The sequence below is a fragment of the Burkholderia sp. BCC1977 genome, assembly GCF_905339595.1.
Taxonomy (GTDB): domain Bacteria; phylum Pseudomonadota; class Gammaproteobacteria; order Burkholderiales; family Burkholderiaceae; genus Burkholderia.
This window is the reverse complement of the sequence record NZ_CAJPGQ010000018.1, coordinates 1-19,439: the sequence shown is the minus strand read 5'-3', so window position 1 is coordinate 19,439 and position 19,439 is coordinate 1. Positions and strand designations below refer to the sequence as shown.

Sequence of the window (19,439 nt, the reverse complement as noted above, 5' to 3'; positions counted from 1 at the left end):
TTCGGAATCAACGGTAAACGGCAAGACTCAGTCCGCCACAAATGCAGACGAGAAGGCACGCGCGGAACAGCGACGGGTGCCAGACGAGACGGTAGAGGCCCGTGTAGGCGAGCAGGCGGTCGACGGCCCAGGTCGCCAGCGCGCCCAGGACGAACATCAGGACCACCGTGGGCATGTAGGCATCGAGAATGGCGATTTCACGCGGCATCATGACGAGGCTCCTTGTTGGGGACGCACGGGGCGATTGCGGTTGAGCGGCTCGAGCGGCGATTCCGGATCGAGCAGCGCCGTGCGTACGAAATGCAGATGACTCAGGATGCGCTGCAGCCGGTGGCGCTCCTCGCGCGACGGCGTGAACGCATCGAGCGTGTGCCGGGTCGCGTCGATCGCGGCGTTGACCGCGGCGAGCGTTGCGTCGAAGCGCGCCGCGTCCGGCTTGGCGAACAGTGCGGACAGCGCGGTGCGCATCGTCTCGATCGCGCGTCGCCACGGGGTCGTCGGCGCATAGCGCGGGTCCGACGGCAGCGTCGCCAGCTCGGCGCGCAGGTCGAGCGCCGCGTTGCCCGTCTCCAGCACCGCGAACATCCAGCGCAGCGCGTCGCGCTGCACGTCGGGCTGGTCGGCCGACAGCGTGTGCGCCTGGTACATCAGGTCGCGCGCGCCGCTCTCGAAGCGCGTGCGCAGTCCGGCCAGTCGTGCGTGGCACGCCGCGACCACCTGATGGCGCAGGTCGGCGAACAGCCGCTTCTTGAGCCACGGCGCGGTCGGCGGGAACAGCACCGCGAACGCGATCGCCGAGACCAGCATCGACAGCACCAGCGCGAGCGCATCGTTCATGAAGCTCGTCGGGTCGTAGTGCGTGATGTTGTCCGGGCCGGCGAGAAAGCTGAAGAAGATCAGGTAGCCCATTCCGTAGCCGGCGAGCTTCGGCTTCAGCGTCATGAAGATGCCGATCGCGAGCAGCGGCGCGAGGGCCACGCACAGCAGCGGGAAGCCGTCGATGTGCGGGTAGATGCCGAACGTCAGCAGGAAGCCGGTGCAGACGGCCAGCGCGGTACCCATGCCCATCTGCGCGGACATCGCGGTCGGGCGCGGCGTCGACGACGCGAGCGCGCAGGTGGCCGCCGCCGTCAGCGTCAGCGTCACGCCGCTCGGCCACGCGGTCTCGATCCAGAACCAGCCGAGCACGAGGATCACGGTCGCGGTGCGAATCGCGGCGATCACCATCGCCGTCGCGTTGGTGCGCGGCTCGTAGCGCTCGATCCAGCGTTCGCGCTCGTGCGTCGCGGTCGACAGCGACGCGTAGGTCGCCGCGTATTCCTGCAGGTCCGTGATGAAGCGGTACAGCAGTTCGGTGGCCGTATCGAAGTCGAGCAACGGAAACCCCGGCTGCGTTTCGAGCGCGGCGCGCGTTGCGCGGATGCGGCGCGGCAGCGCGTCGCGCCACGCGAGCAGCTGTTCGGCCGCGAGCGTGGCATCGACCGACGAGCGCACCGGCTCGCCGTTGCGCGTGAGAAGCGGCGCGATCTCGCGGAAGTACGGTTCGATCGCGTCGATCGCGGCCTGCGCGCCGGCCGCGCGCAGCCGGTTCATCAGCTGGTGCAGCGCGTGGAAGCGGCTCGATACGCTCATGAACTCGCTGTTCAGGCGCGCGAGACGGCCGCTGCGCATCCGCGTGTCCGGATCCTCGAACACGGCCATGCTGCGCGCCGCCTCGAAGCCGACCACGTCCGCGACGAAGCGCGTATGGATGGTTTCGATGTGCGCGCGGTCGAGCTGGCCCGACAGTGCCGCCGCGACGTAGTCGACGAAGGTGCTGAAGCGCTTGCGCACCGTCGTGCGCATCTGCTCGCCGGTGTACTGCGGAAACACCAGCGCGCTGACGACGCCTGCCGACACGATCCCGACCATGATCTCGGCGACCCGCGTCATTGCGCTCATGAACGCGCCGTCCGGGTGTTGCGACGCCGGCAGACCGATCAGCGCGGTCGTGTAACCGGCGAGCAGGAAGCCGTAGCTGCGGAAATTGCGGTTGCGCGCGGCGCCGGCCGTGCACAGCGCGACCCACAGCGCGACGGCCAGCAGGAACAGCTGCGGCTGCTGCGGGAACAGCCCGACGAAGGTGAGCGTCGCGATCAGCCCGAAGATCGTGCCGGCGACCCGGTAGAAGCTCTTCGCGAGCACCGCGCCGCTTTGCGGCTGCATCACGATGAACACCGTGGTCATCGCCGTCTTCGGCGCCGGCAGGTCGAGCCGCATCGACACGCCGGTCGCGATGAACGCGGCGAGCAAGGCCTTGAACAGGTAGAGCCACGCGGCGCCGTCGCTGCGGGCCCAGTCGCCGAAGGCGGCGTACCAGGCCGCGAGCGGTCCGGCGGCGTGCGTGGAAGCGGGGGAGGAGGCTGACATGACGGTCGCTCCGCGTTACCGTGCGGCCGGCGTGGCGGCTGAACCGGCTGAACCAGCTGAACCGGCCGTCGCGACCTGTGCGGGCCGGGCGACGGCCGCGACGGGCTTCGCACCCGCGGCGGTGGCCGGCGCGGCGGCACCCGCGGCGGATTCGTCGTGGGGAACGTCCGTCCCCGTCTCGACGCCGCCGCCGAGCGCGGCCATCAGCTGAGCGTGCGCGGCGAGGCGTTCCGCGTCGATGCGGGCGGCCGTCTCCTGTGCGCGCAGCAACTGCTGTTGCGCGATCAGCACGTTCACGTAATCGGTCAGCCCGCGGCGGAAGCCTTCGCGCGACAGCTGGTAGCTGCGGTCGTTGGCGGCCACCGAACGCGCGGCGTCCTTCTTCTGCGTATCGAGCGAGCGGATCCGCACGACCTGGTCCGCGATGTCCTTGAGCGCGCCGACGACCGTCTGGTTGTAGCGCTCGACCGCCTGGTCGTAGCCGGCGTCGGCCGCTCCGAGTTGCGCACGCAGGCGGCCGCCTTCGAAGATCGGCAGCGACAGCGCGGGGCCGGCCGTCCAGCCGCCGTTCATCGCCCGCAGGAAGTCGGTGAACGGCGCGGTCACGCCGAAGCCGCCGACCGTCGCGAGCAGGTCGATGTTCGGGTAGAACGCGGCTTTCGCGACATCGATGCCGCGGGCTTGCGCATCGACCGTCCAGCGGGCCGCGACGACGTCCGGGCGGCGGCCGAGCAGGTCGGCCGGCATCGCGGACGGCAGGCCGGCCGGCGCGTCGAGCGACAGGCTCGGCCGCTTGATCGCGTCGCCGGCGCCCGGGCCCTTGCCCGCCAGCGCGGCGAGCTGGTGGTGCGCGAGCTGGATCGCTTCTTCATAGCTGTCGATCTGGCGCTCGTAGTCGGGCAGCGTCGATTCGGCCTGGCTGACTTCGAGCTGCGTGCCGAGGCCGGCCTGGAGGCGCTTGCGCGCGAGATCGGCCAGCGAGCGCTGGCGTTCGAAGGTTTCGTGCGCGAGGTCGAGCAGCGCGTAGTTCATCGACATGCCGACATACGCGCGCACGACGTTGACCTCGAGCTCGAGCTTCGCCGCCCGTGCGTCGGCCGCGGTCGCATGCGCGGTATCGAGCGCGCGCTCGGTCGCGTTCTTGTCCTTGCCCCACAGGTCGAGGTGGTACGACAGGCCGAGCGTGCCGGTGTTGTTCCACGTGTCGGTGTCGGCGAGCGGCCCCGGGCCGTAGTACACGTTGTCGGGCCAGTGCTGGCGCATCAGCGACAGATTGCCGTTGATCTGCGGCAGCTCCGCCGAACGGGCCACGCGCGCCATCGCCTGCGCTTCGCGCACGCGGGCCTCGGCGGCCGCGAGGGTCGGGTTGCCGGCTTGCGCGGCGGCGATCCACGCGTCGAGCTGCGGATCGTGGTACGCGCGCCACCAGTCGGCCGCGGGCCAGCCCGCATCGCGGTCTGCCGCGCGGATCGCGGCACCGGCATCGAGCGCGTTCGCTTCGATGCGGGCGGACTGCGGCTTGTTGTCGCCCATGCTCGCGCATCCGGCCATTATTAATGAGACTGCAAGAACCGCCAGTGCCAGCGTCCCTTTTGTTGCCGGAGACCGCACGATTTTCTCCCTTTCGGATATAGATGATTCGGATGCGATTATATTTTTCAGTGATTCCTGAATAAATGGACAACGGTGCAAGTCATTTTTACGAATCCTGAGATAATATTTGTTGGCCCCTGTGCAACAATCCACCCGGATTCAAACGGGTAATGGGATGGATACGTTACAAAACATGCGGGTATTCGTCCGCGTGGTCGACGCGGGGAGCTTTACCGCGGCCGCCCAGCAGATGAATTCGACTACCGCCTATGCGTCGCGCGCCGTGTCGGATCTCGAGGCGCACCTGCGCACGCGCCTTCTGAACCGGACGACACGCCGGATCGCGCTGACCGAAGCGGGCGAGCGCTACCTGCAGCGCTGCGAGCAGATCCTCGCGTACGTCGACCAGGCCGAAGCCGAAGCGGGCGATGCGCACGCGCGCCCGTCGGGCAAGCTGAAGGTGCATTGCTTCACGAGCCTCGGGCAGCACTACCTGGTGCCGGCCATCGCGCGCTATCGGCAGCGCTATCCGGACGTGCACGTCGAGCTGACGCTTGCGCAGCGGATGCCCGACCTGCTCGACGAGGGGTACGACGTCGCGATCGTCGTCGGCCGCGACCTGCCGGATTCGGGGCTCGTGTCGCAGCGGCTCGGCGAGAGCTACAGCGTCGTGTGCGCGTCGCCGGGCTATGTCGAGCAGCACGGCGTGCCGCAGACGCCGGCCGATCTCGAGCAGCACGTCTGTCTCGGGATGGTCGCGCCCGGCTTTCACTTCGACGAGTGGTCGCTGTCGGGGCCGCGCGGCGACGAGGTGATCCCGATCACGGCGCCGCCGTTTCGCGTGAACGTCGCCGAGGCGCTCGCGGTGGCCGTGCGGGAAGGGATGGGGATCGGCGGGTTGCCGCTCTATTCGGCGATCGGCGGGCTGCGCAGCGGGCACATCGTGCGCGTGATGCCCGAATACCGGTCGCACGTGATGAACATCTACGCCTTGTATCCGTCGCGCCAGTACCTCGATGCGAAAATCCGCACCTGGGTCGATTTCCTGCGCGACGAGCTGCCGGCCACGCTGGACGCCGACGAAGCCGCGCTCGCGAAGTTCACGGCTGCGACATGACGGCGCAGTCGAGCGCAATCTGACGAGATTTGTCCTTCACGCAACATTTTTTTACCAACGGACAGCGGACAGTTTGATACTGTTTCAATCATGGAGATTTGGATCTGCCCACACCCGGAGTCGCAATGGATACGCAACTGATGATCGGCCTTGGAGTTCTGCTTGGTGCGGCTGCTGCCGCCGCGGCGACGCGCGATCTGCTGCGCGGGATGAAGGCACGGATGAAGCCGGTGCCCGTGCCGGTGCGGGTGCGCCCGTCGTCGAACGGATCGCGCCGCGCCGATCGCTGATCGGGCGGCCTGTCAGATCGGGGAGGGCCGCATCGCGCGGCCCGATGGCCCGGCGCTCAGCCGAGTTCGACCACTTTGTCCCACGCAAACGCGGGATTTTCCAGCTCACCGGTGCGCCGGTGGATATAGCCGCGCGGGTTGCACACCACGTGCGTGCCGCTGTCGGTCACGTAATCGAATGAAGTATGCGTGTGGCCGTGGATCCACAGGTCCACGGGCGGCCGCACGAGTTCCGCCATGTCCGTCACGAATCCCGCCGACGCCAGGTCTTCCGCATAACGCTCCGCCAGCGAGCGCAGGTGCGGCGCATGATGGGTGACGACGATCGTGCGGCCCTCGAACGGCGTTGCGAGCCGTGCTTCCAGCCACGCGCGGCCTTGCCGGTGCAGCGCGATCGCGTCGGCCGGCGTGAAATCCCGCTCCGGCGCTTCCGCCGCATGCAGTGCCGCGTCGTGCGGCCACGTCACCTGGATCAATCCCTTGAAATCGAGCATCACGCGCACGCCGGCCTCGATCGAGCGTGCGATGGTCGCTTCGTCGGCGCCGAACAGCGAGAAATCGGTCCACAGCGTCGTACCCAGCACGCGAAAGCGCTGCGCCGGATCGACGTACACGCCGTTGTTCAGGTAATGCACGTGGTCGAGCGCCTGCGCGGCGTCGCGCATCGCGGTTTCGAGCGCGCCGAATTCGCCGTCGTAGTACTCGTGGTTGCCCGGCACGTAGACCACCGGCACGTCGGGGGCGAACGTCTCGGCGGCCCAGCGCAGGCCTTCCGCGTGATTGTGGATGTCGCCGGCCAGCACGACGAGATCCGCGTCGGCATGCGCGATCGTGTCGGGCTGGTTGCTTTCGAGATGCAGGTCGGACAGGACGCGGACTCTCATGGACATCGCTCCGGGGTTGGGGGGCTTCAGCGCAGGACCTTGCCGGGATTCATCAGTCCGCGCGGATCGAGCGCGGTCTTCAGCGTGCGCATCAGCGCCGTTTCGACCGGCGACTTGTAGCGCTGCGCGTCGTCGATCTTCAACTGGCCGATTCCGTGTTCCGCGCTGATCGTGCCGTGGTGACGGTGCACGTTGTCGTAGACGATGCGGTTGATCGGCTTCTGGAATTCCGCGAGGAACGCCTTCGGGTCGCCGCCTTCGGGCGTCTGCACGTTGTAGTGCAGGTTGCCGTCGCCGAGGTGGCCGAACGTGACCATCCGCGCACCCGGCGCGGCCTGCTGGATCGCCGCGTCGGTTTCGTCGATGAAGCGCGCGACCGACGAGATCGGCACCGCGATGTCGTGCTTGATGTTGAGGCCTTCGTCGGCCTGCGCGAGCGGGATGTGTTCGCGCAGGTCCCAGAACGCGCGCGACTGCGCGAGATTTTCCGCGACCACCGCGTCGACCACGAGCCCGGCCTCGAACGCTTTTTCCATCAGTGTCTCGAACAGCGCGCGCGCATGCGTTTCGCTCTCGTTGTCCGACAGTTCGAGCAGCACCGTCTGCGCATGCGTACGGTCGAACGGGTAGCGCAGTTGCGGATAGTGCTTGCCGACGAGTTGCATGCAGAAGTCCGACATCAGCTCGAAGCCGGTCAGCAGCGGGCCGGCCGCACGCTGCGCGAGCGCGAGGAAGTCGAGCGCCGCGTGCGGCGACTCGAGCGCGGCCAGCGCCGTGACCTGCGCGGCCGGCAGCGGATGCAGCTTCATCACGGCCGCCGTGATGATCCCGAGCGTGCCTTCCGCACCGATGAACAGGTCGCGCAGGTCGTAGCCGGTGTTGTCCTTGCGCAGCCCGCGCAGCCCGTCCCAGATTTCGCCCTGTGGCGTCACGACCTCGAGCCCGAGGCACAGCTCGCGTGCGTTGCCGTAGCGCAGCACCGCGGTGCCGCCCGCGTTGGTCGACAGGTTGCCGCCGATCGTGCAGCTGCCTTCGGCGGCGAGGCTCAGCGCGAACAGCCGGCCGCCTTCGCGGGCACGCGCCTGCACGTCGGCGAGGATCACGCCGGCGTCGACCGTGATCGTGTTGTTGTGCGGATCGAGGGCCCGCACGCGGTTCAGGCGCGCGAGGCTCAGCACTGCCTGGCCGCCACTCGCGTCGGGCGTCGCGCCGCCGGCGAGGCCCGTGTTGCCGCCCTGCGGCACGAGCGCGACGCCGTGCGTGTTCGCGAGCCGCACGAGCGCGGCGACTTCGGCCGTATCGGCCGGCTTCAGCACCGCGCACGCGCTGCCCTTGTAACGGCGGCGCCAGTCGGTCAGGAACGGTTCGGTGTCGTGGGGATCGGTCAGCACGTGTGCGGCGCCGATCGCGTCGCGGCAGGCGGATACGAAGGCTTCGGAAGAAATCATCACGTTCGGTCGCGTAAGGGTCAGGACGCGGCGCGCTGCCGCTTCGCCGCGCGCTTGAACGGCGCGACGTAGGCCAGCGCGGCCACGAAGAAGCCGACGGCGAGCGCGGTCTCGCACCAGCCGAGCGTCGCGGACAATCCGCGGTCGGACATGCCGCGCACGATGCCTTCGGCGAAATAGACGAGGATCAGCATGCTCGCCCACTGCATCGTATAGATGTTACGCCGCCAGACGCCGGGTAGCGCGAGCGCGAGCGGCACGGCCTTGAGCATCAGCGCCGAGCCGCCCGGGCGCAGCGGCGCGAGCCACAGTTCCCACGCGAGCGACAGCGCGATCAGCGCGACGAGGCACGCGGCCGCGGCCAGCGCGTAGTGCGGCCGGGGGGCAACGGTGCCGACGGCGGGGCGGGCGGGCGCGTTCATGCAGCCTCGGCGGCCTGGGCGTCGGCGAGGGCCGCCGCCGCGCGGGCGAGCCGCACGCCGAGCGCGGCCGCGAGTGCCTTTTCGTCGGCCGACAGCCCTTCGGGCGCGCTGCGATCGTGCTGCGACACATGCGAGGCGCCGTAAGGCGTGCCGCCGGTGCGCGTCGTGCTGAGCGCGGATTCCGTGTACGGGATTCCGACGATCATCATCCCGTGATGCAGCAGCGGCAGCATCATCGACAGCAGCGTCGATTCCTGGCCGCCGTGCAGGCTGCCGGTCGACGTGAACACGCAGGCCGGCTTGCCGGTCAGCGCGCCCGACAGCCATTGCGGCGTCGTGCCGTCGAGGAAATACTTGAGCGAGGCGGCCATGTTGCCGAAGCGGGTCGGCGAGCCGAGCGCGAGGCCCGCGCATTCCTCGAGATCGCGCAGTTCCGCGTAGGGCGGGCCGTCGGCGGGGATGTCGGGGGCGGTGGCTTCGCAGACCGTCGAGACGGACGGCACGGTGCGGATGCGGGCCTGCATGCCGGGCACGCTGTCGATGCCGTTTGCAATCGCGAGCGCGAGATCGCGCGTGGCGCCGTGACGGCTGTAATAGAGGACGAGGATGTCTTTCATGGGCGACGGAGCCGCGTGCGGCCGCGCGCATGCCCGGTGCAGTCGGCCCCTGCTGGATCGAGCGGCTATTATAGGGGCTGAAGTCGTCGCGCAGCGCGGCGGCGGCGCGCCGTCGGGCGCGCGGCATCAAGAAGGAGAAACCGTTTGCCGAAGTTGAGCGTCGATCTCGACACCCTCAAGCGCCTCGCGCAGTTCGCGGCCCGGCGCAGCGCCGAGGATCGCATCCCGCAAGTGGCGGGCAGCCTCACGTTCACGACGATGCTGGCACTCGTGCCGCTCGTGACGGTCGCGTTCGCGCTGTTCACCGCGTTCCCGATGTTCGCATCGTTCCAGATCTCGCTGCAGGGGTTCCTCGCGGATCACCTGATGCCCGCGCAGTTCAACGTCCAGATCTTCAAGTACCTGAACCAGTTCGCGTCGAAGGCCAAGGGGCTGACGACGGCCGGCCTGATCGTGCTCGTCGTCACGTCGGTGATGACGATGATGACGATCGAATCCGCGTTCAACCTGATCTGGCGGGTGCGCAAGCCGCGGCCGTTCGCGCAGCGCGTGCTCGCGTACTGGGCGCTGATCACGCTTGGGCCCTTGCTGTTCGGCGTGAGCCTGTCGATCTCGTCGTACCTGTTCACGCAGTCGCTGGCGTTCACCGGCGCCGCGCCGTCGACGTCGATCGTCGAATGGCTGCTCGCGCTCGTGTCGCTGCCGCTGACCGTGCTCGCGTTCACGCTGCTGTACGTGTATCTGCCGAACTGCACGGTCGCGTGGCGCGACGCGGTGATCGGCGGGCTGTTCGCCGCCATCGCGTTCGAGCTCGCGAAGCGTGGCTTCGGCTATTACGTCCGGCGCATTCCGACCTATACGGCCGTATACGGCGCGTTCGCGGCGCTGCCGGTGTTCCTGTTGTGGGTGTACCTGAGCTGGTTCATCGCGCTGCTCGGCGCGATGGTGGCGTCCGCGCTGCCGGCGATCCGCGTCGGCCAGTTCCATCGCATCCACTATCCGGGCAGCGACCTGCTCGACGCGCTCGAATTGCTCGCGCGGCTGGCCGAGGCGCGCGCGGTCGGCAAGGCGGGCTATACGGCGATGCGGCTCGCGACCATGTTGCGCTGCGACATGGAAACCGCGCAGCGGCTGCTGCTGACGATGGAGGAGCGGGAATGGATCGCGCGGCTGGACAGCGGCGAACTGGCGCCGCGCTACATCCTGCTGGCGAACCCGGAGCAGCTGACGCTGGCGCAGCTGTTCGACGTGCTGGTGATCGACCGCACCGAGCTGACCTACCAGCTGCAGCGGCGTCGCAGCCACGTCGAAGGCGCGGCACTGCTCGAGGTGCTGTCGAACGACCGGTTCGACGTATCGCTCGCGTCGCTGATCGCCGCGCACCGGCTGACGGGCGTGCAGCCGGCGACGACCGTGCCGGGGCCGGTGCCCGGCGAGGCGCCCGACCCGCACGCGCGGCCGCCGAAAACGGCGTGACGCGGTGCCGGGCGGGCGTTACAGCGGAATCTTGCCGGTGCAGATGTCCTTGAACATCACCCAGTCGCCCATCAGGCTGTAGATCGGGTGCCGGAACGTGGCGGGGCGATTCTTCTCGAAGAAGAAGTGTCCGACCCACGCGAATCCGTAGCCGCACACGACGGCTGCCGGCAGCCACGGCCAGTGGCCCGTCGCGATCGCCATCGCGACGCAGCCGATCACGCCGAGCGAGCCGATGAAGTGCAGCCGCCGCGACGTCAGGTTCTGGTGTTCGTTCAGGTAGTACGGGTAGAAATCAGCGAAGCTGGCGAATTGCTCCGTATGCGTATGCGCCATGGCCGTCTCCTCGGGCCGCCGTCCATGCGGTCATTGTGCGGCCGGCGGCCCGTGTCCGCAAGCGGGGGGCGGCCGCGCCGCGCGGGCTTGCGCTTTCCTTTTGACAGGCTTTCCGATAGCATCGAAAGCGGTTTTGCATTCAAGCATGAGGGGACTACGATGCGCGTCAGCGATATTCTGAAAGTGAAGGGCAACACGTTGTTTACGGTGACGCCCGATAAGCCGCTGCGCGAAGCGGTCGATACGATGGCCGAACACGATATCGGTTCGCTCGTCGTGATGGAGTACGGCGATCTCGTCGGGATGCTGACGTTCCGCGAAATCATCCTGCGCCTGCACGTGAACGGCGGCGCGATCGGCGACGTGCAGGTGCGCAAGGTGATGGACGAGCCGCTCACGTGCACGCCGGAAACCGACGTCAACGAAGTGCGCCGGATGATGCTCGAGCGCCATGCGCGCTACATGCCGGTGCTCGACAAGAAGGTGCTGATGGGCGTCATCTCGTTCTACGACGTCGCGAAGACGGTCGTCGAGGCGCAAAGCTTCGAGAACCGGATGCTGAAGGCGTACATCCGCGACTGGCCGGAATCGGAAGCCGAAGCACAGAAGCCGTGAAACTCGTCGCGCCCGGTGCCATGACGCGCGGGCGCTGCCATTCGGCGCACGGCGGCGCAGGTTCAGCCTGCGCCGCCGTTTTTTCGACAACAACACAAGGCCCGCGCAGCTTCGCCCAGACGATGCGCGCGTATTCCGCATGAGCGATCACACGCAAGTCTCTTCCGCGTCGCGCGGCGAACGGCGCGCCCACGCGTCGCAGTTCGACCTGTTGCGCCAGCGTCGTTTCGCGCCGTTCTTCACGACCCAGTTCCTGGGCGCGCTGAACGACAACGTGTTCAAGATCGGGTTCACGTCGCTCGTCACCTATCACACCGCGCGTTTCTCCGGCGTCGACGCCAAGACGGCCGCGTTCCTGATTTCCGCGATCTTCATCTTGCCGTTCGTGCTGTTCTCGGCCACCTCCGGCCAGATCGCCGACAAATACGACAAGGCGACGCTCACGCGCTTCGTGAAGACCTTCGAGATCGTGCTGATGCTGGTCGGCGCGGCCGGCTTCGTCACGCACAGCGCGACGCTGCTGTATCTGTGCACGTTCATGATGGGGATGCACTCGACGCTGTTCGGCCCCGTCAAGTATTCGTACCTGCCGCAGCATCTCGGCGACCATGAGCTGGTCGGCGGCAACGGCCTCGTCGAGATGGGCACGTTCATCGCGATCCTGATCGGGACGATCATCGGCGGCGCGGCCGCGGGCATCGAAGGCAGCGGCGAGCGCGTGCTGGCCGTCAGCGTCGTCGTCATCGCGTTCGCGGGGCGGCTCGTCGCGCAGCGCGTGCCGCCGACGCCCGCGCCGCAGCCGGATCTCGTGATCAACTGGAACCCGTTCAGCGAAACGTGGCGCAACCTCGGGCTCGCGCGGCAGAACCGCACCGTGTTCCTGAGCCTGCTCGGCATCTCGTGGCTGTGGTTCGTCGGCGCGACGTTCCTCACGTCGTTCTTCAATTTCGCGAAGGACGTGCTGTCCGCGAGCCCCGACGTCGTCACGATCCTGCTCGCGACGTTCTCGGTCGGAATCGGCCTCGGCTCGCTGCTGTGCGAGCGGCTGTCGCAGCGGCGCGTCGAGATCGGCCTCGTGCCGCTCGGCTCGATCGGCATCAGCGTGTTCGCGATCGAGCTGTACTTCGCGAGCCGCTCGCTGCCGTCGCCCGGCCATCTGCTGTCGGTCGGGGAATTCCTGGCCGGTGCGCGCCACTGGCGCATCCTGGCCGACCTGTTCCTGCTCGCGATGTTCGGCGGCTTCTACAGCGTGCCGCTGTATGCGCTGATCCAGAGCCGCAGCGCGCCGACCCACCGTGCGCGGATCATCGCCGCGAACAACATCCTGAACGCGCTGTTCATGATCCTGTCGGCGCTGTTGGCGATGGGGCTGACCAAGGCCGGCGTCGACATCCCGGGCCTGTTCCTCGTCACCGCGCTGCTGAACGTCGTGGTCGCGACGTATATCTACCTGCTCGTCCCCGAGTTCCTGCTGCGCTTCGTCGCGTGGGTGCTGGTGCACACGTTCTACCGGATTCGCCTCGTGCATGCGGAGCGGATCCCGGAAGAGGGCGCGGCCGTGCTTGTGTGCAACCACGTGAGCTACGTCGATGCGCTGGTGCTGGCCGCCGCGAGCCCGCGGCCGATCCGGTTCGTGATGGATCACCGGATCTTCAGGACGCGCTTCGCGAGCTGGGTGTTCCGGCATGCGAAGGCGATTCCGATCGCGCCGCGCCACGAGGATCCCGACATGCTTGCGCGTGCGTACGACGCATGCGAGGCCGCGCTGAAGGAAGGCGAACTCGTGTGCATCTTCCCCGAGGGCAAGCTGACCAAGACGGGCGACATCAACACGTTCCACCACGGCATCACCGAGATCCTGGGCCGTACGCCGGCGCCCGTGATTCCGATGGCGCTGCGCGGGCTGTGGGGCAGCTATTTCTCCCGTCATGCCGATGCGCGCATGCCGCGGCCCATCAAGCGCGGCGTGATGAGCCGGCTGACGCTCGCGGTCGGCGAGCCGATCCCGGCCTCGGTCGCGACGCCCGAGGCACTGCAGGCCGCGGTGACCGAGTTGCGCGGCGCGCGCAAATAGAGCAGGGTCGGCCGACGGCAGGCTGCGCCGTGCTGCGATGTCCGGCTCCGCCGGCGGCTCGGTGCGATCGGGTGAGCCGGCTTCATCGGCATGACGGCGCCGGCTTGCCCGCTCCACGGTGCGCTGCGCGTGCCGTGCCGCACAGGTCCCGCGTCGGCGGGACGGCTGGCATAATATAGGCTTGTCTATATTCCACGACCCGCAAGTTATGGACCTGTCTATATTCCGGCAGGCTTGTGTTTGCGTGTCCATTTCTCTTTGGGCGGTTCCATCATGTCCGGCAATACCCTCGGCACACTTTTCACTGTCACGACCTTCGGCGAATCGCACGGTCCCGCGATCGGCTGCGTGATCGACGGCTGCCCGCCGGGAATGGGGCTGACCGAAGCGGACATCCAGGTCGAGCTCGATCGCCGCAAGCCCGGTACGTCGCGGCACGTGACGCAGCGCCAGGAGGCCGACGAGGTCGAGATCCTGTCCGGCGTGTTCGAAGGCGTGACGACCGGCACGCCGATCGCGCTGCTGATCCGCAACACCGACCAGCGCAGCAAGGACTACGGCAACATCGTCGAGACGTTCCGTCCCGGCCATGCCGACTACACCTACTGGCAGAAGTACGGCATCCGCGACTACCGCGGCGGCGGCCGCTCGTCCGCGCGCCTGACCGCGCCGATCGTCGGCGCGGGCGCGGTCGCGAAGAAGTGGCTGCGCGAGCGCTTCGGCGTCGAGGTGCGCGGCTACATGAGCGGTCTCGGCGAGATCGACGTGCCGTTCGTCGACTGGTCGCACGTCCGCGAGAACCCGTTCTTCTCGCCGAACGCGACGATCGTTCCGGAGCTGGAAGCCTACATGGACGCGCTGCGCAAGGACGGCGATTCGATCGGCGCGCGCATCGACGTCGTCGCGTCGGGCGTGCCGGTCGGCTGGGGCGAGCCGGTATTCGACCGTCTCGATGCGGACATCGCGAAGGCGATGATGAGCATCAACGCGGTGAAGGGTGTCGAGATCGGCGCGGGCTTCGACAGCGTCGCGCAGCGCGGCTCGGTGCACGGCGACGAACTGACGCCGGCGGGCTTCGTCGGCAACCATGCGGGCGGGGTGCTTGGCGGGATTTCGACCGGGCAGGACCTCACCGTGTCGATCGCGATCAAGCCGACGTCGAGCATCCGCACGCCGCGCCGATCGATCACGAAGGCTGGCGAAGAAGCGACGGTCGAAACCTTCGGCCGCCACGACCCGTGCGTCGGCATTCGCGCGACGCCGATCGCCGAGTCGATGCTCGCGCTGGTGCTGATCGACCACGCGCTGCGCCATCGCGCGCAGTGCGGCGACGTCGAGACGCCGACGCCGAAGATCGCGGGCAGCGCGACCTGAAGCAATGGGGCCGGCATGCGCCGGTTCGATGCGAAACGGGGCGCCTGGGGCGCCCCGTTTTCATTGGGCCGCGGAATCCGGCGGCGCGGCCGATTCGCGCACCCGCAACTCCGGCAATACCGCCCAACCGGGCCCGGCTGCGCCGTTCTCGAGTGCGTCGAGCAACGCGCGGGCGGCCTTGCGGCCGATCGCATCGGTGTCGACCCACATCGTCGTCAGCGCCGGCCGGATTTCGCGCGCCAGCGCGACATCGTCGAAGCCGGTGATCGACAGCTGCGAAGGCACATCGATGCCCAGTGTCTGCGCCTCGAGCAGGGCGCCGAGCGCGAGCGCGTCGTTGCCGCAGATCACGGCCGTCGGGCGCGTCGCCCCGCTGTCGGCGATCGCGCGCAGGCTAGCCCGCCCGAACGCGATCGTGGCAGTGCCCTCATGCTGGTGGACCGGCCGGACCGCGAGCCCGCGCGCGGCGAGCGTGTCGTGAATGCCGCGCAGGCGGGCCTGCACACGGTCGTTGTCCGCCGAAGGCTGCATGATGATCGCGAAATCGCGATGCCCGAGGTCGAGCAGGTGCGTGGTCAGCCGCGCGAATGCCGCGCGGTTGTCGAAGCCGATGCAGCAGTGCGGGCTGTCGTCGCGGTAAGCGTAGGTGACGACATACGGCACCCGATGCAGGTCGAGCAGTTCGAATACTTCCGGCGGATAGGCTTCACCGACCAGCGACACGGCTTCGACGCCGCGCGACAGCATCGCGCGCACCTGCGCGAGCGCCTGCGCCGGATCGTAATTCGAGCAGCCCAGGAACAGGGTGATGCCGTGCTCGGCCATGACCGCCTGCATGCCCGCTACCTGCGACGCGAACACCTGGTCGTCGAGCGTCGGGATGATCGCCCCCGTGATGTGGGTGCGCGTGGAGGCGAGTGCGCGGCCGGCTGCGTTGGGAATCCAGTTCAGTGCGCGTGCCGCGTCGCGCACGCGTTGCTGGACGTCGGCCGAGACCTTGCCGGGATCGTTGTAGACGCGCGAAACGGTCGCGGTCGACACGCCGGCGAGTTTCGCGACGTCCCCGAGCACCGACCGGCCGCTGCCGCGGCGTGCGCGAGCCGCGCCGCCGCCGGATGGAGGCGTGTTCATCGATCATCTCCGGGCGCGGCTGTCCCGCAGGCTTCGCGCGTAGTCAAAAACGCCATCGTTTACCCTCGATTCGTCGTGGTCCCGCTTGCATTCCCGGTCTCGCCTGTGCGAATGTAAGCGCTATCTTGATGCTACTCCGTATTATGTCAGACACAAGTTTCTACCGTGTTGTGAAGTTTTCGTCGACGACGGCCTTTCGGGCCATTTTGTCCGTCGAAAATGTAAGCGATTACATTTGATGATGACCCACGCAAAACCACCTCGAATCGCGGTCGTCGGCAGCATCAACGTCGACCTCGTCACGCATGCGCCGCGGCTGCCCGTGCCGGGCGAAACGCTGCTCGGCACCACGTTCCAGACCGTTCACGGCGGCAAGGGCGCGAACCAGGCGGTGGCGGCGGCCCGTCTCGGTGCATCGGTCGCGATGATCGGCTGCGTCGGCAACGACGCATTCGGCGCACGTCTGCACGATGCACTGGCGGCGGAACGCATCGACGTGACGCACCTGCACCGGATCGACGGCGAGGCAACCGGGGTCGCGACGATCACGGTCGATGCGCACGGGGCGAACAGCATCGTTGTCGTGCCCGGTGCAAACGCGCGTCTCGATGCCGAATTGATCGATCGGGCGCGCGACGCGATCGCCGGGGCGGCGCTGATGGTGTGCCAGCTCGAGGTGCCGATCGAGACCGTTGCACGCGCCATCGGCAGTGCGATCGCACAGCGGACGCCGGTGCTGCTCAATCCGGCGCCCGCACGGCCGCTGTTCGACGCCTTGCTGGCCCGGATCGACTACCTCGTCGTCAACGAAACGGAAGCGGAGTCGCTGACCGGCATCGCCGTCGGCGACGATGCCGCAGCGGTGCGGGCCGCCGATGCGCTGTGCGCGAAGGGTGTCGGCAACGTGCTGGTCACGCTGGGCGCGCGCGGCGTCTGCTGGCGCGGCAGCGCAGGGAACGGCCGCCATCGGGCAATGGCGGTGGTCGCCGTCGATACGACGGCGGCCGGCGACACCTTCGTCGGCGGCTTCGCGGCCGCCCGGGCGAGCGGTGCGTCGATGGACGACGCGATCGCGTTCGGCCAGCGTGCGGCCGCGATCAGCGTCACGCGCTACGGCGCACAGACGTCGATTCCGACACGCGAAGAAGTGGAACGCATGGCCGTCTAGATTCCGCGACGACGGAAAGGCCAGGCCGGCACTCAACCAAGACATGGAGACAAACGCAATGTACGAAGACCACGCTGTTCCGCCTGCGCCGCCACGTATCCGGCGCGGACAACGTATCGCGCTCGCGCTGCTGATGGCGAGCGGGATCGTCAATTATCTCGACCGCGGCACGCTGGCCGTCGCGAGCTCGGCAATCCGGGGCGATCTCGGGCTGTCGCTTTCGCAGATGGGGTTGCTGCTGTCGGCATTCTCGTGGAGCTATGCGCTGTGCCAGTTCCCGGTCGGCGGACTCGTCGATCGCATCGGACCGCGCCGGCTGCTCGGCATCGGGCTGATCGTCTGGTCGTTCGCGCAGGCAGCGGGCGGCATCGTGTCCACCTTCGGCTGGTTCATCGTCGCGCGCATCGTGCTCGGCATCGGTGAGGCGCCGCAGTTCCCGTCGGCGGCGCGGGTGGTGAGCAACTGGTTTCCGTTGCGTGCACGCGGTACGCCGACCGGGATCTTCAACGCGGCGTCGCCGCTCGGCACCGCGCTCGCGCCATTGCTGCTGGCGGTGCTCGTCGCATCGTTCAACTGGCGCTGGGCATTCGTCGTGACGGGGGCGCTCGGCCTCGTCGTCGCCGTCGTCTGGTTTGCGCTGTACCGCGATCCGGCGCGCGCGCAATTGACGGCGGCGGAACGCGGGTATCTCGATGCCGATGCGCAAACATCCGTCGCGATGCCGAAACTGACCTTCGCCGACTGGCGCAGCCTGTTCTCGCACGGCACGACCTGGGGCATGCTGATCGGCTTCTTCGGTTCCGTGTATCTGAACTGGGTCTACCTGACCTGGCTGCCGGGGTACCTGACGATGGAGCGTCACATGAGCCTCATTCGCACCGGGTTTGCGGCGTCCGTGCCGTTCCTGTGCGGATTCGTCGGTTCGCTCGTTGCCGGCTGGCTGTCGGATCTGGTGACGCGCCGCAGCCGCTCGCCGGTCGTGAGCCGGCGCAATGCGGTGGTCGTCGCGATGCTCGGGATGGTCGCGTTCACGATTCCGGCCGCACTCGTGCAGAGCAACACGGTCGCGCTCGCCTGCATTTCGGTCGTGATCTTTCTCGCCAATGCGGCATCGGCGTGCTCGTGGGCGCTCGCGACGGCGGCCGCCCCGCCGAGCCGCGTCGCATCGCTCGGCGCGATCCAGAATTTCGGCGGTTTCATCGGCGGTGCGCTTGCGCCGATCGTGACGGGTGTCATCGCGCAGAAGTGGTCGTTCGTGCCGGCGCTGCTGACGGCCGCGGCAATCGCATTCGCCGGCGCGATGGCTTACCTGCTGCTGGTGCGCAAACCGATTCCCGAGCAGTCCGCAAGCGCCGCGCCCGGGCCGCTGCCGGCCTGAGTCCGTCGGCTACACCCCTGTATTCACTGAAGGAAGGAGAAACAGATGCAACCACATCAGCAATCGACCGCGACCATCGAGGGGATCGTACCGGTGATGCTGACGCCGTTCGACGACGCGGGCGAGATCGACTACGCGGGCCTCGAGCGACTCATCGAATGGTATCTGGCGCACGGCTCGGATGCGCTGTTCGCGGTCGCGCAATCGAGCGAGATGCAATTCCTGAGCCTTGCCGAACGTGCGCAACTCGCGCGTTTCGTGGTCGAGCGGGTGGCCGGGCGCGTGCCCGTCGTCGCGTCCGGCCATATCAGCGACGATCTGGATGCGCAGGCCGCCGAGCTGCGTGCCGCGGCGGAATCGGGTGCGCAAGGCGTCGTGCTCGTGACCAACCGCCTCGATCCGCAGCGCAAGGGCAGCGCCGCGCTGCTCGACCATCTTCACAAGCTGCTCGCCCGGTTGCCGTCGGATCTGCCGCTCGGTTTGTACGAATGTCCGGCGCCTTATCGGCGACTGCTGTCCGATGATGAACTGCGTGCGTGCATCGACACGGGCCGCTTCGTGATGTTGAAGGACGTGAGCTGCGACCTGGAGACGGTGAAGCGACGCGTCGCACTCGCCGCGGGGTCGCCGCTGAAGATCCTGAATGCGAATGCCGCGATCGCATGGGATGCGATGAAGGCGGGCTCCGCCGGCTTCAACGGCGTGTTCACCAACTTCCATCCCGACCTGTATCGATGGTTGCGCACGCAGGGCGACTCGGATCCGGCGCTTGCCGACGAGTTGTCGACGTTCCTGGTGCTGTCGGCGGTGTCGGAAGCGCTGGGCTACCCGGCGCTCGCGAAGCTCTATCATCAACGGATCGGCACGTTCGGATCGATTCGTTGCCGTGCGATCGACTACGACGTGCGCGAACGGTTCTGGGCGCTCGACGCGGTGCTCGACAAGATCGTGTCCGGTACCGAGCATTTCCGTCGGCGGATCGCGGCGCGCTAGTGCAGCCGATGCGGGGCGCGGTGCATGAATCGCGCGCCCGATGGAGGGCGGGGCGGTGTCGAATGCGGAACCGGCGAAAAAAACGCCGCGCGAGGCGGCGTCTTTCGGCAGGTC

General features: G+C 68.0%; 18 protein-coding genes. 9 read left to right on the top strand and 9 right to left on the bottom strand.

Annotation, left to right across the window (positions count from 1 at the left end; all coding sequences use genetic code 11):
- Positions 1–7: 7 nt before the first annotated feature.
- The 3 genes from U5771_RS16735 to U5771_RS16725 are packed head-to-tail and all read right to left on the bottom strand — an operon-like array spanning position 8 to position 4,020.
- Positions 8–211, bottom strand: a complete 204-nt coding sequence (locus U5771_RS16735; protein WP_011351756.1) for a DUF1656 domain-containing protein — start codon at positions 209–211, stop codon at positions 8–10.
- On the bottom strand, positions 208–2,409 hold the full coding sequence (locus U5771_RS16730; RefSeq protein ID WP_322024996.1) for an FUSC family protein: 2,202 nt from the start codon (positions 2,407–2,409) through the stop codon (positions 208–210). The genes U5771_RS16735 and U5771_RS16730 overlap by 4 nt, the downstream gene beginning before the upstream one ends.
- A gap of 15 nt (positions 2,410–2,424) precedes the next feature.
- Entirely contained in the window at positions 2,425–4,020 is a 1,596-nt protein-coding gene (locus U5771_RS16725; protein ID WP_322024995.1) for an efflux transporter outer membrane subunit, read from the bottom strand.
- A gap of 157 nt (positions 4,021–4,177) precedes the next feature.
- On the opposite strand from U5771_RS16725, the gene U5771_RS16720 reads away from it, so the two are divergent.
- Positions 4,178–5,119: a LysR family transcriptional regulator gene (locus U5771_RS16720; protein WP_322024994.1), complete on the top strand. Its 942-nt coding sequence runs from the start codon at positions 4,178–4,180 to the stop codon at positions 5,117–5,119.
- A gap of 125 nt (positions 5,120–5,244) precedes the next feature.
- Positions 5,245–5,409, top strand: a complete 165-nt coding sequence (locus U5771_RS16715; RefSeq protein ID WP_322024993.1) for a hypothetical protein — start codon at positions 5,245–5,247, stop codon at positions 5,407–5,409.
- A gap of 56 nt (positions 5,410–5,465) precedes the next feature.
- Here U5771_RS16715 and U5771_RS16710 read toward each other — a convergent pair whose 3' ends face one another.
- From U5771_RS16710 to wrbA, 4 genes are read right to left on the bottom strand one after another with little or no spacing between them, the layout of a single operon-like run.
- A complete protein-coding gene (locus tag U5771_RS16710; protein WP_322024992.1) occupies positions 5,466–6,293 on the bottom strand; it encodes a metallophosphoesterase in 828 nt (275 codons plus the stop codon).
- 26 nt (positions 6,294–6,319) lie between these two features.
- Positions 6,320–7,741: an FAD-binding oxidoreductase gene (locus U5771_RS16705; protein WP_322025086.1), complete on the bottom strand. Its 1,422-nt coding sequence runs from the start codon at positions 7,739–7,741 to the stop codon at positions 6,320–6,322.
- Between the two features lie 20 nt (positions 7,742–7,761).
- Complete coding sequence (locus U5771_RS16700; RefSeq protein ID WP_322024991.1) at positions 7,762–8,163, bottom strand: DUF2069 domain-containing protein; 402 nt, start codon at positions 8,161–8,163, stop codon at positions 7,762–7,764.
- Complete coding sequence (gene wrbA, locus U5771_RS16695; protein WP_322024990.1) at positions 8,160–8,780, bottom strand: NAD(P)H:quinone oxidoreductase; 621 nt, start codon at positions 8,778–8,780, stop codon at positions 8,160–8,162. The genes U5771_RS16700 and wrbA overlap by 4 nt, the downstream gene beginning before the upstream one ends.
- Positions 8,781–8,924: 144 nt before the next feature.
- On the opposite strand from wrbA, the gene U5771_RS16690 reads away from it, so the two are divergent.
- Positions 8,925–10,256 (top strand): YihY family inner membrane protein, encoded by a 1,332-nt coding sequence (locus U5771_RS16690; protein WP_322024989.1) that lies wholly within the window; start codon positions 8,925–8,927, stop codon positions 10,254–10,256.
- Positions 10,257–10,274: 18 nt separating this feature from the next.
- Here the strand turns inward: U5771_RS16690 and U5771_RS16685 are convergent, their stop codons facing one another.
- Positions 10,275–10,592, bottom strand: a complete 318-nt coding sequence (locus U5771_RS16685; protein WP_044846067.1) for an Mpo1-like protein — start codon at positions 10,590–10,592, stop codon at positions 10,275–10,277.
- A 159-nt stretch (positions 10,593–10,751) separates the two neighbouring features.
- On the opposite strand from U5771_RS16685, the gene U5771_RS16680 reads away from it, so the two are divergent.
- The 3 genes from U5771_RS16680 (at position 10,752) to aroC (ending at position 14,655) form a co-directional block, all read left to right on the top strand.
- Complete coding sequence (locus U5771_RS16680; protein ID WP_044846066.1) at positions 10,752–11,207, top strand: CBS domain-containing protein; 456 nt, start codon at positions 10,752–10,754, stop codon at positions 11,205–11,207.
- Between the two features lie 139 nt (positions 11,208–11,346).
- Complete coding sequence (locus U5771_RS16675) at positions 11,347–13,281, top strand: MFS transporter (protein WP_322024988.1); 1,935 nt, start codon at positions 11,347–11,349, stop codon at positions 13,279–13,281.
- A gap of 273 nt (positions 13,282–13,554) precedes the next feature.
- Positions 13,555–14,655: a chorismate synthase gene (gene aroC, locus U5771_RS16670; RefSeq protein ID WP_322024987.1), complete on the top strand. Its 1,101-nt coding sequence runs from the start codon at positions 13,555–13,557 to the stop codon at positions 14,653–14,655.
- A 60-nt stretch (positions 14,656–14,715) separates the two neighbouring features.
- On the opposite strand, the gene U5771_RS16665 is transcribed toward aroC, so the two are convergent.
- Positions 14,716–15,786: a LacI family DNA-binding transcriptional regulator gene (locus U5771_RS16665; RefSeq protein ID WP_322024986.1), complete on the bottom strand. Its 1,071-nt coding sequence runs from the start codon at positions 15,784–15,786 to the stop codon at positions 14,716–14,718.
- Between the two features lie 238 nt (positions 15,787–16,024).
- Here U5771_RS16665 and rbsK point away from each other — a divergent pair, with 238 nt between their 5' ends.
- The 3 genes from rbsK to U5771_RS16650 are packed head-to-tail and all read left to right on the top strand — an operon-like array spanning position 16,025 to position 19,325.
- The gene (rbsK, locus tag U5771_RS16660; protein ID WP_322024985.1) at positions 16,025–16,954 is read left to right on the top strand and encodes a ribokinase; all 930 of its coding nucleotides are present in this window, start codon (positions 16,025–16,027) and stop codon (positions 16,952–16,954) included.
- 58 nt (positions 16,955–17,012) lie between these two features.
- Positions 17,013–18,332, top strand: coding sequence for an MFS transporter (locus tag U5771_RS16655; RefSeq protein ID WP_322024984.1), 1,320 nt, complete (start codon positions 17,013–17,015; stop codon positions 18,330–18,332).
- A gap of 45 nt (positions 18,333–18,377) precedes the next feature.
- Positions 18,378–19,325 carry a dihydrodipicolinate synthase family protein gene (locus U5771_RS16650; RefSeq protein ID WP_322024983.1) on the top strand — a complete coding sequence of 316 codons (948 nt, stop codon included), beginning with the start codon at positions 18,378–18,380 and terminating at the stop codon, positions 19,323–19,325.
- Positions 19,326–19,439: the final 114 nt, after the last annotated feature.

Bases quoted from the DNA above. Each gene is read 5' to 3' on its own strand.
- U5771_RS16705 (WP_322025086.1), bottom strand. From the start codon at position 7,741: ATGATTTCTTCCGAAGCCTTCGTATCCGCCTGCCGCGACGCGATCGGC.
- U5771_RS16675 (WP_322024988.1), top strand. From the start codon at position 11,347: ATGAGCGATCACACGCAAGTCTCTTCCGCGTCGCGCGGCGAACGGCGC.
- wrbA (WP_322024990.1), bottom strand. From the start codon at position 8,780: ATGAAAGACATCCTCGTCCTCTATTACAGCCGTCACGGCGCCACGCGC.
- aroC (WP_322024987.1), top strand. From the start codon at position 13,555: ATGTCCGGCAATACCCTCGGCACACTTTTCACTGTCACGACCTTCGGC.
- U5771_RS16685 (WP_044846067.1), bottom strand. From the start codon at position 10,592: ATGGCGCATACGCATACGGAGCAATTCGCCAGCTTCGCTGATTTCTAC.
- U5771_RS16650 (WP_322024983.1), top strand. From the start codon at position 18,378: ATGCAACCACATCAGCAATCGACCGCGACCATCGAGGGGATCGTACCG.
- U5771_RS16735 (WP_011351756.1), bottom strand. From the start codon at position 211: ATGATGCCGCGTGAAATCGCCATTCTCGATGCCTACATGCCCACGGTG.
- U5771_RS16730 (WP_322024996.1), bottom strand. From the start codon at position 2,409: ATGTCAGCCTCCTCCCCCGCTTCCACGCACGCCGCCGGACCGCTCGCG.
- rbsK (WP_322024985.1), top strand. From the start codon at position 16,025: ATGATGACCCACGCAAAACCACCTCGAATCGCGGTCGTCGGCAGCATC.
- U5771_RS16655 (WP_322024984.1), top strand. From the start codon at position 17,013: ATGTACGAAGACCACGCTGTTCCGCCTGCGCCGCCACGTATCCGGCGC.
- U5771_RS16700 (WP_322024991.1), bottom strand. From the start codon at position 8,163: ATGAACGCGCCCGCCCGCCCCGCCGTCGGCACCGTTGCCCCCCGGCCG.
- U5771_RS16720 (WP_322024994.1), top strand. From the start codon at position 4,178: ATGGATACGTTACAAAACATGCGGGTATTCGTCCGCGTGGTCGACGCG.
- U5771_RS16710 (WP_322024992.1), bottom strand. From the start codon at position 6,293: ATGAGAGTCCGCGTCCTGTCCGACCTGCATCTCGAAAGCAACCAGCCC.
- U5771_RS16665 (WP_322024986.1), bottom strand. From the start codon at position 15,786: ATGAACACGCCTCCATCCGGCGGCGGCGCGGCTCGCGCACGCCGCGGC.
- U5771_RS16680 (WP_044846066.1), top strand. From the start codon at position 10,752: ATGCGCGTCAGCGATATTCTGAAAGTGAAGGGCAACACGTTGTTTACG.
- U5771_RS16715 (WP_322024993.1), top strand. From the start codon at position 5,245: ATGGATACGCAACTGATGATCGGCCTTGGAGTTCTGCTTGGTGCGGCT.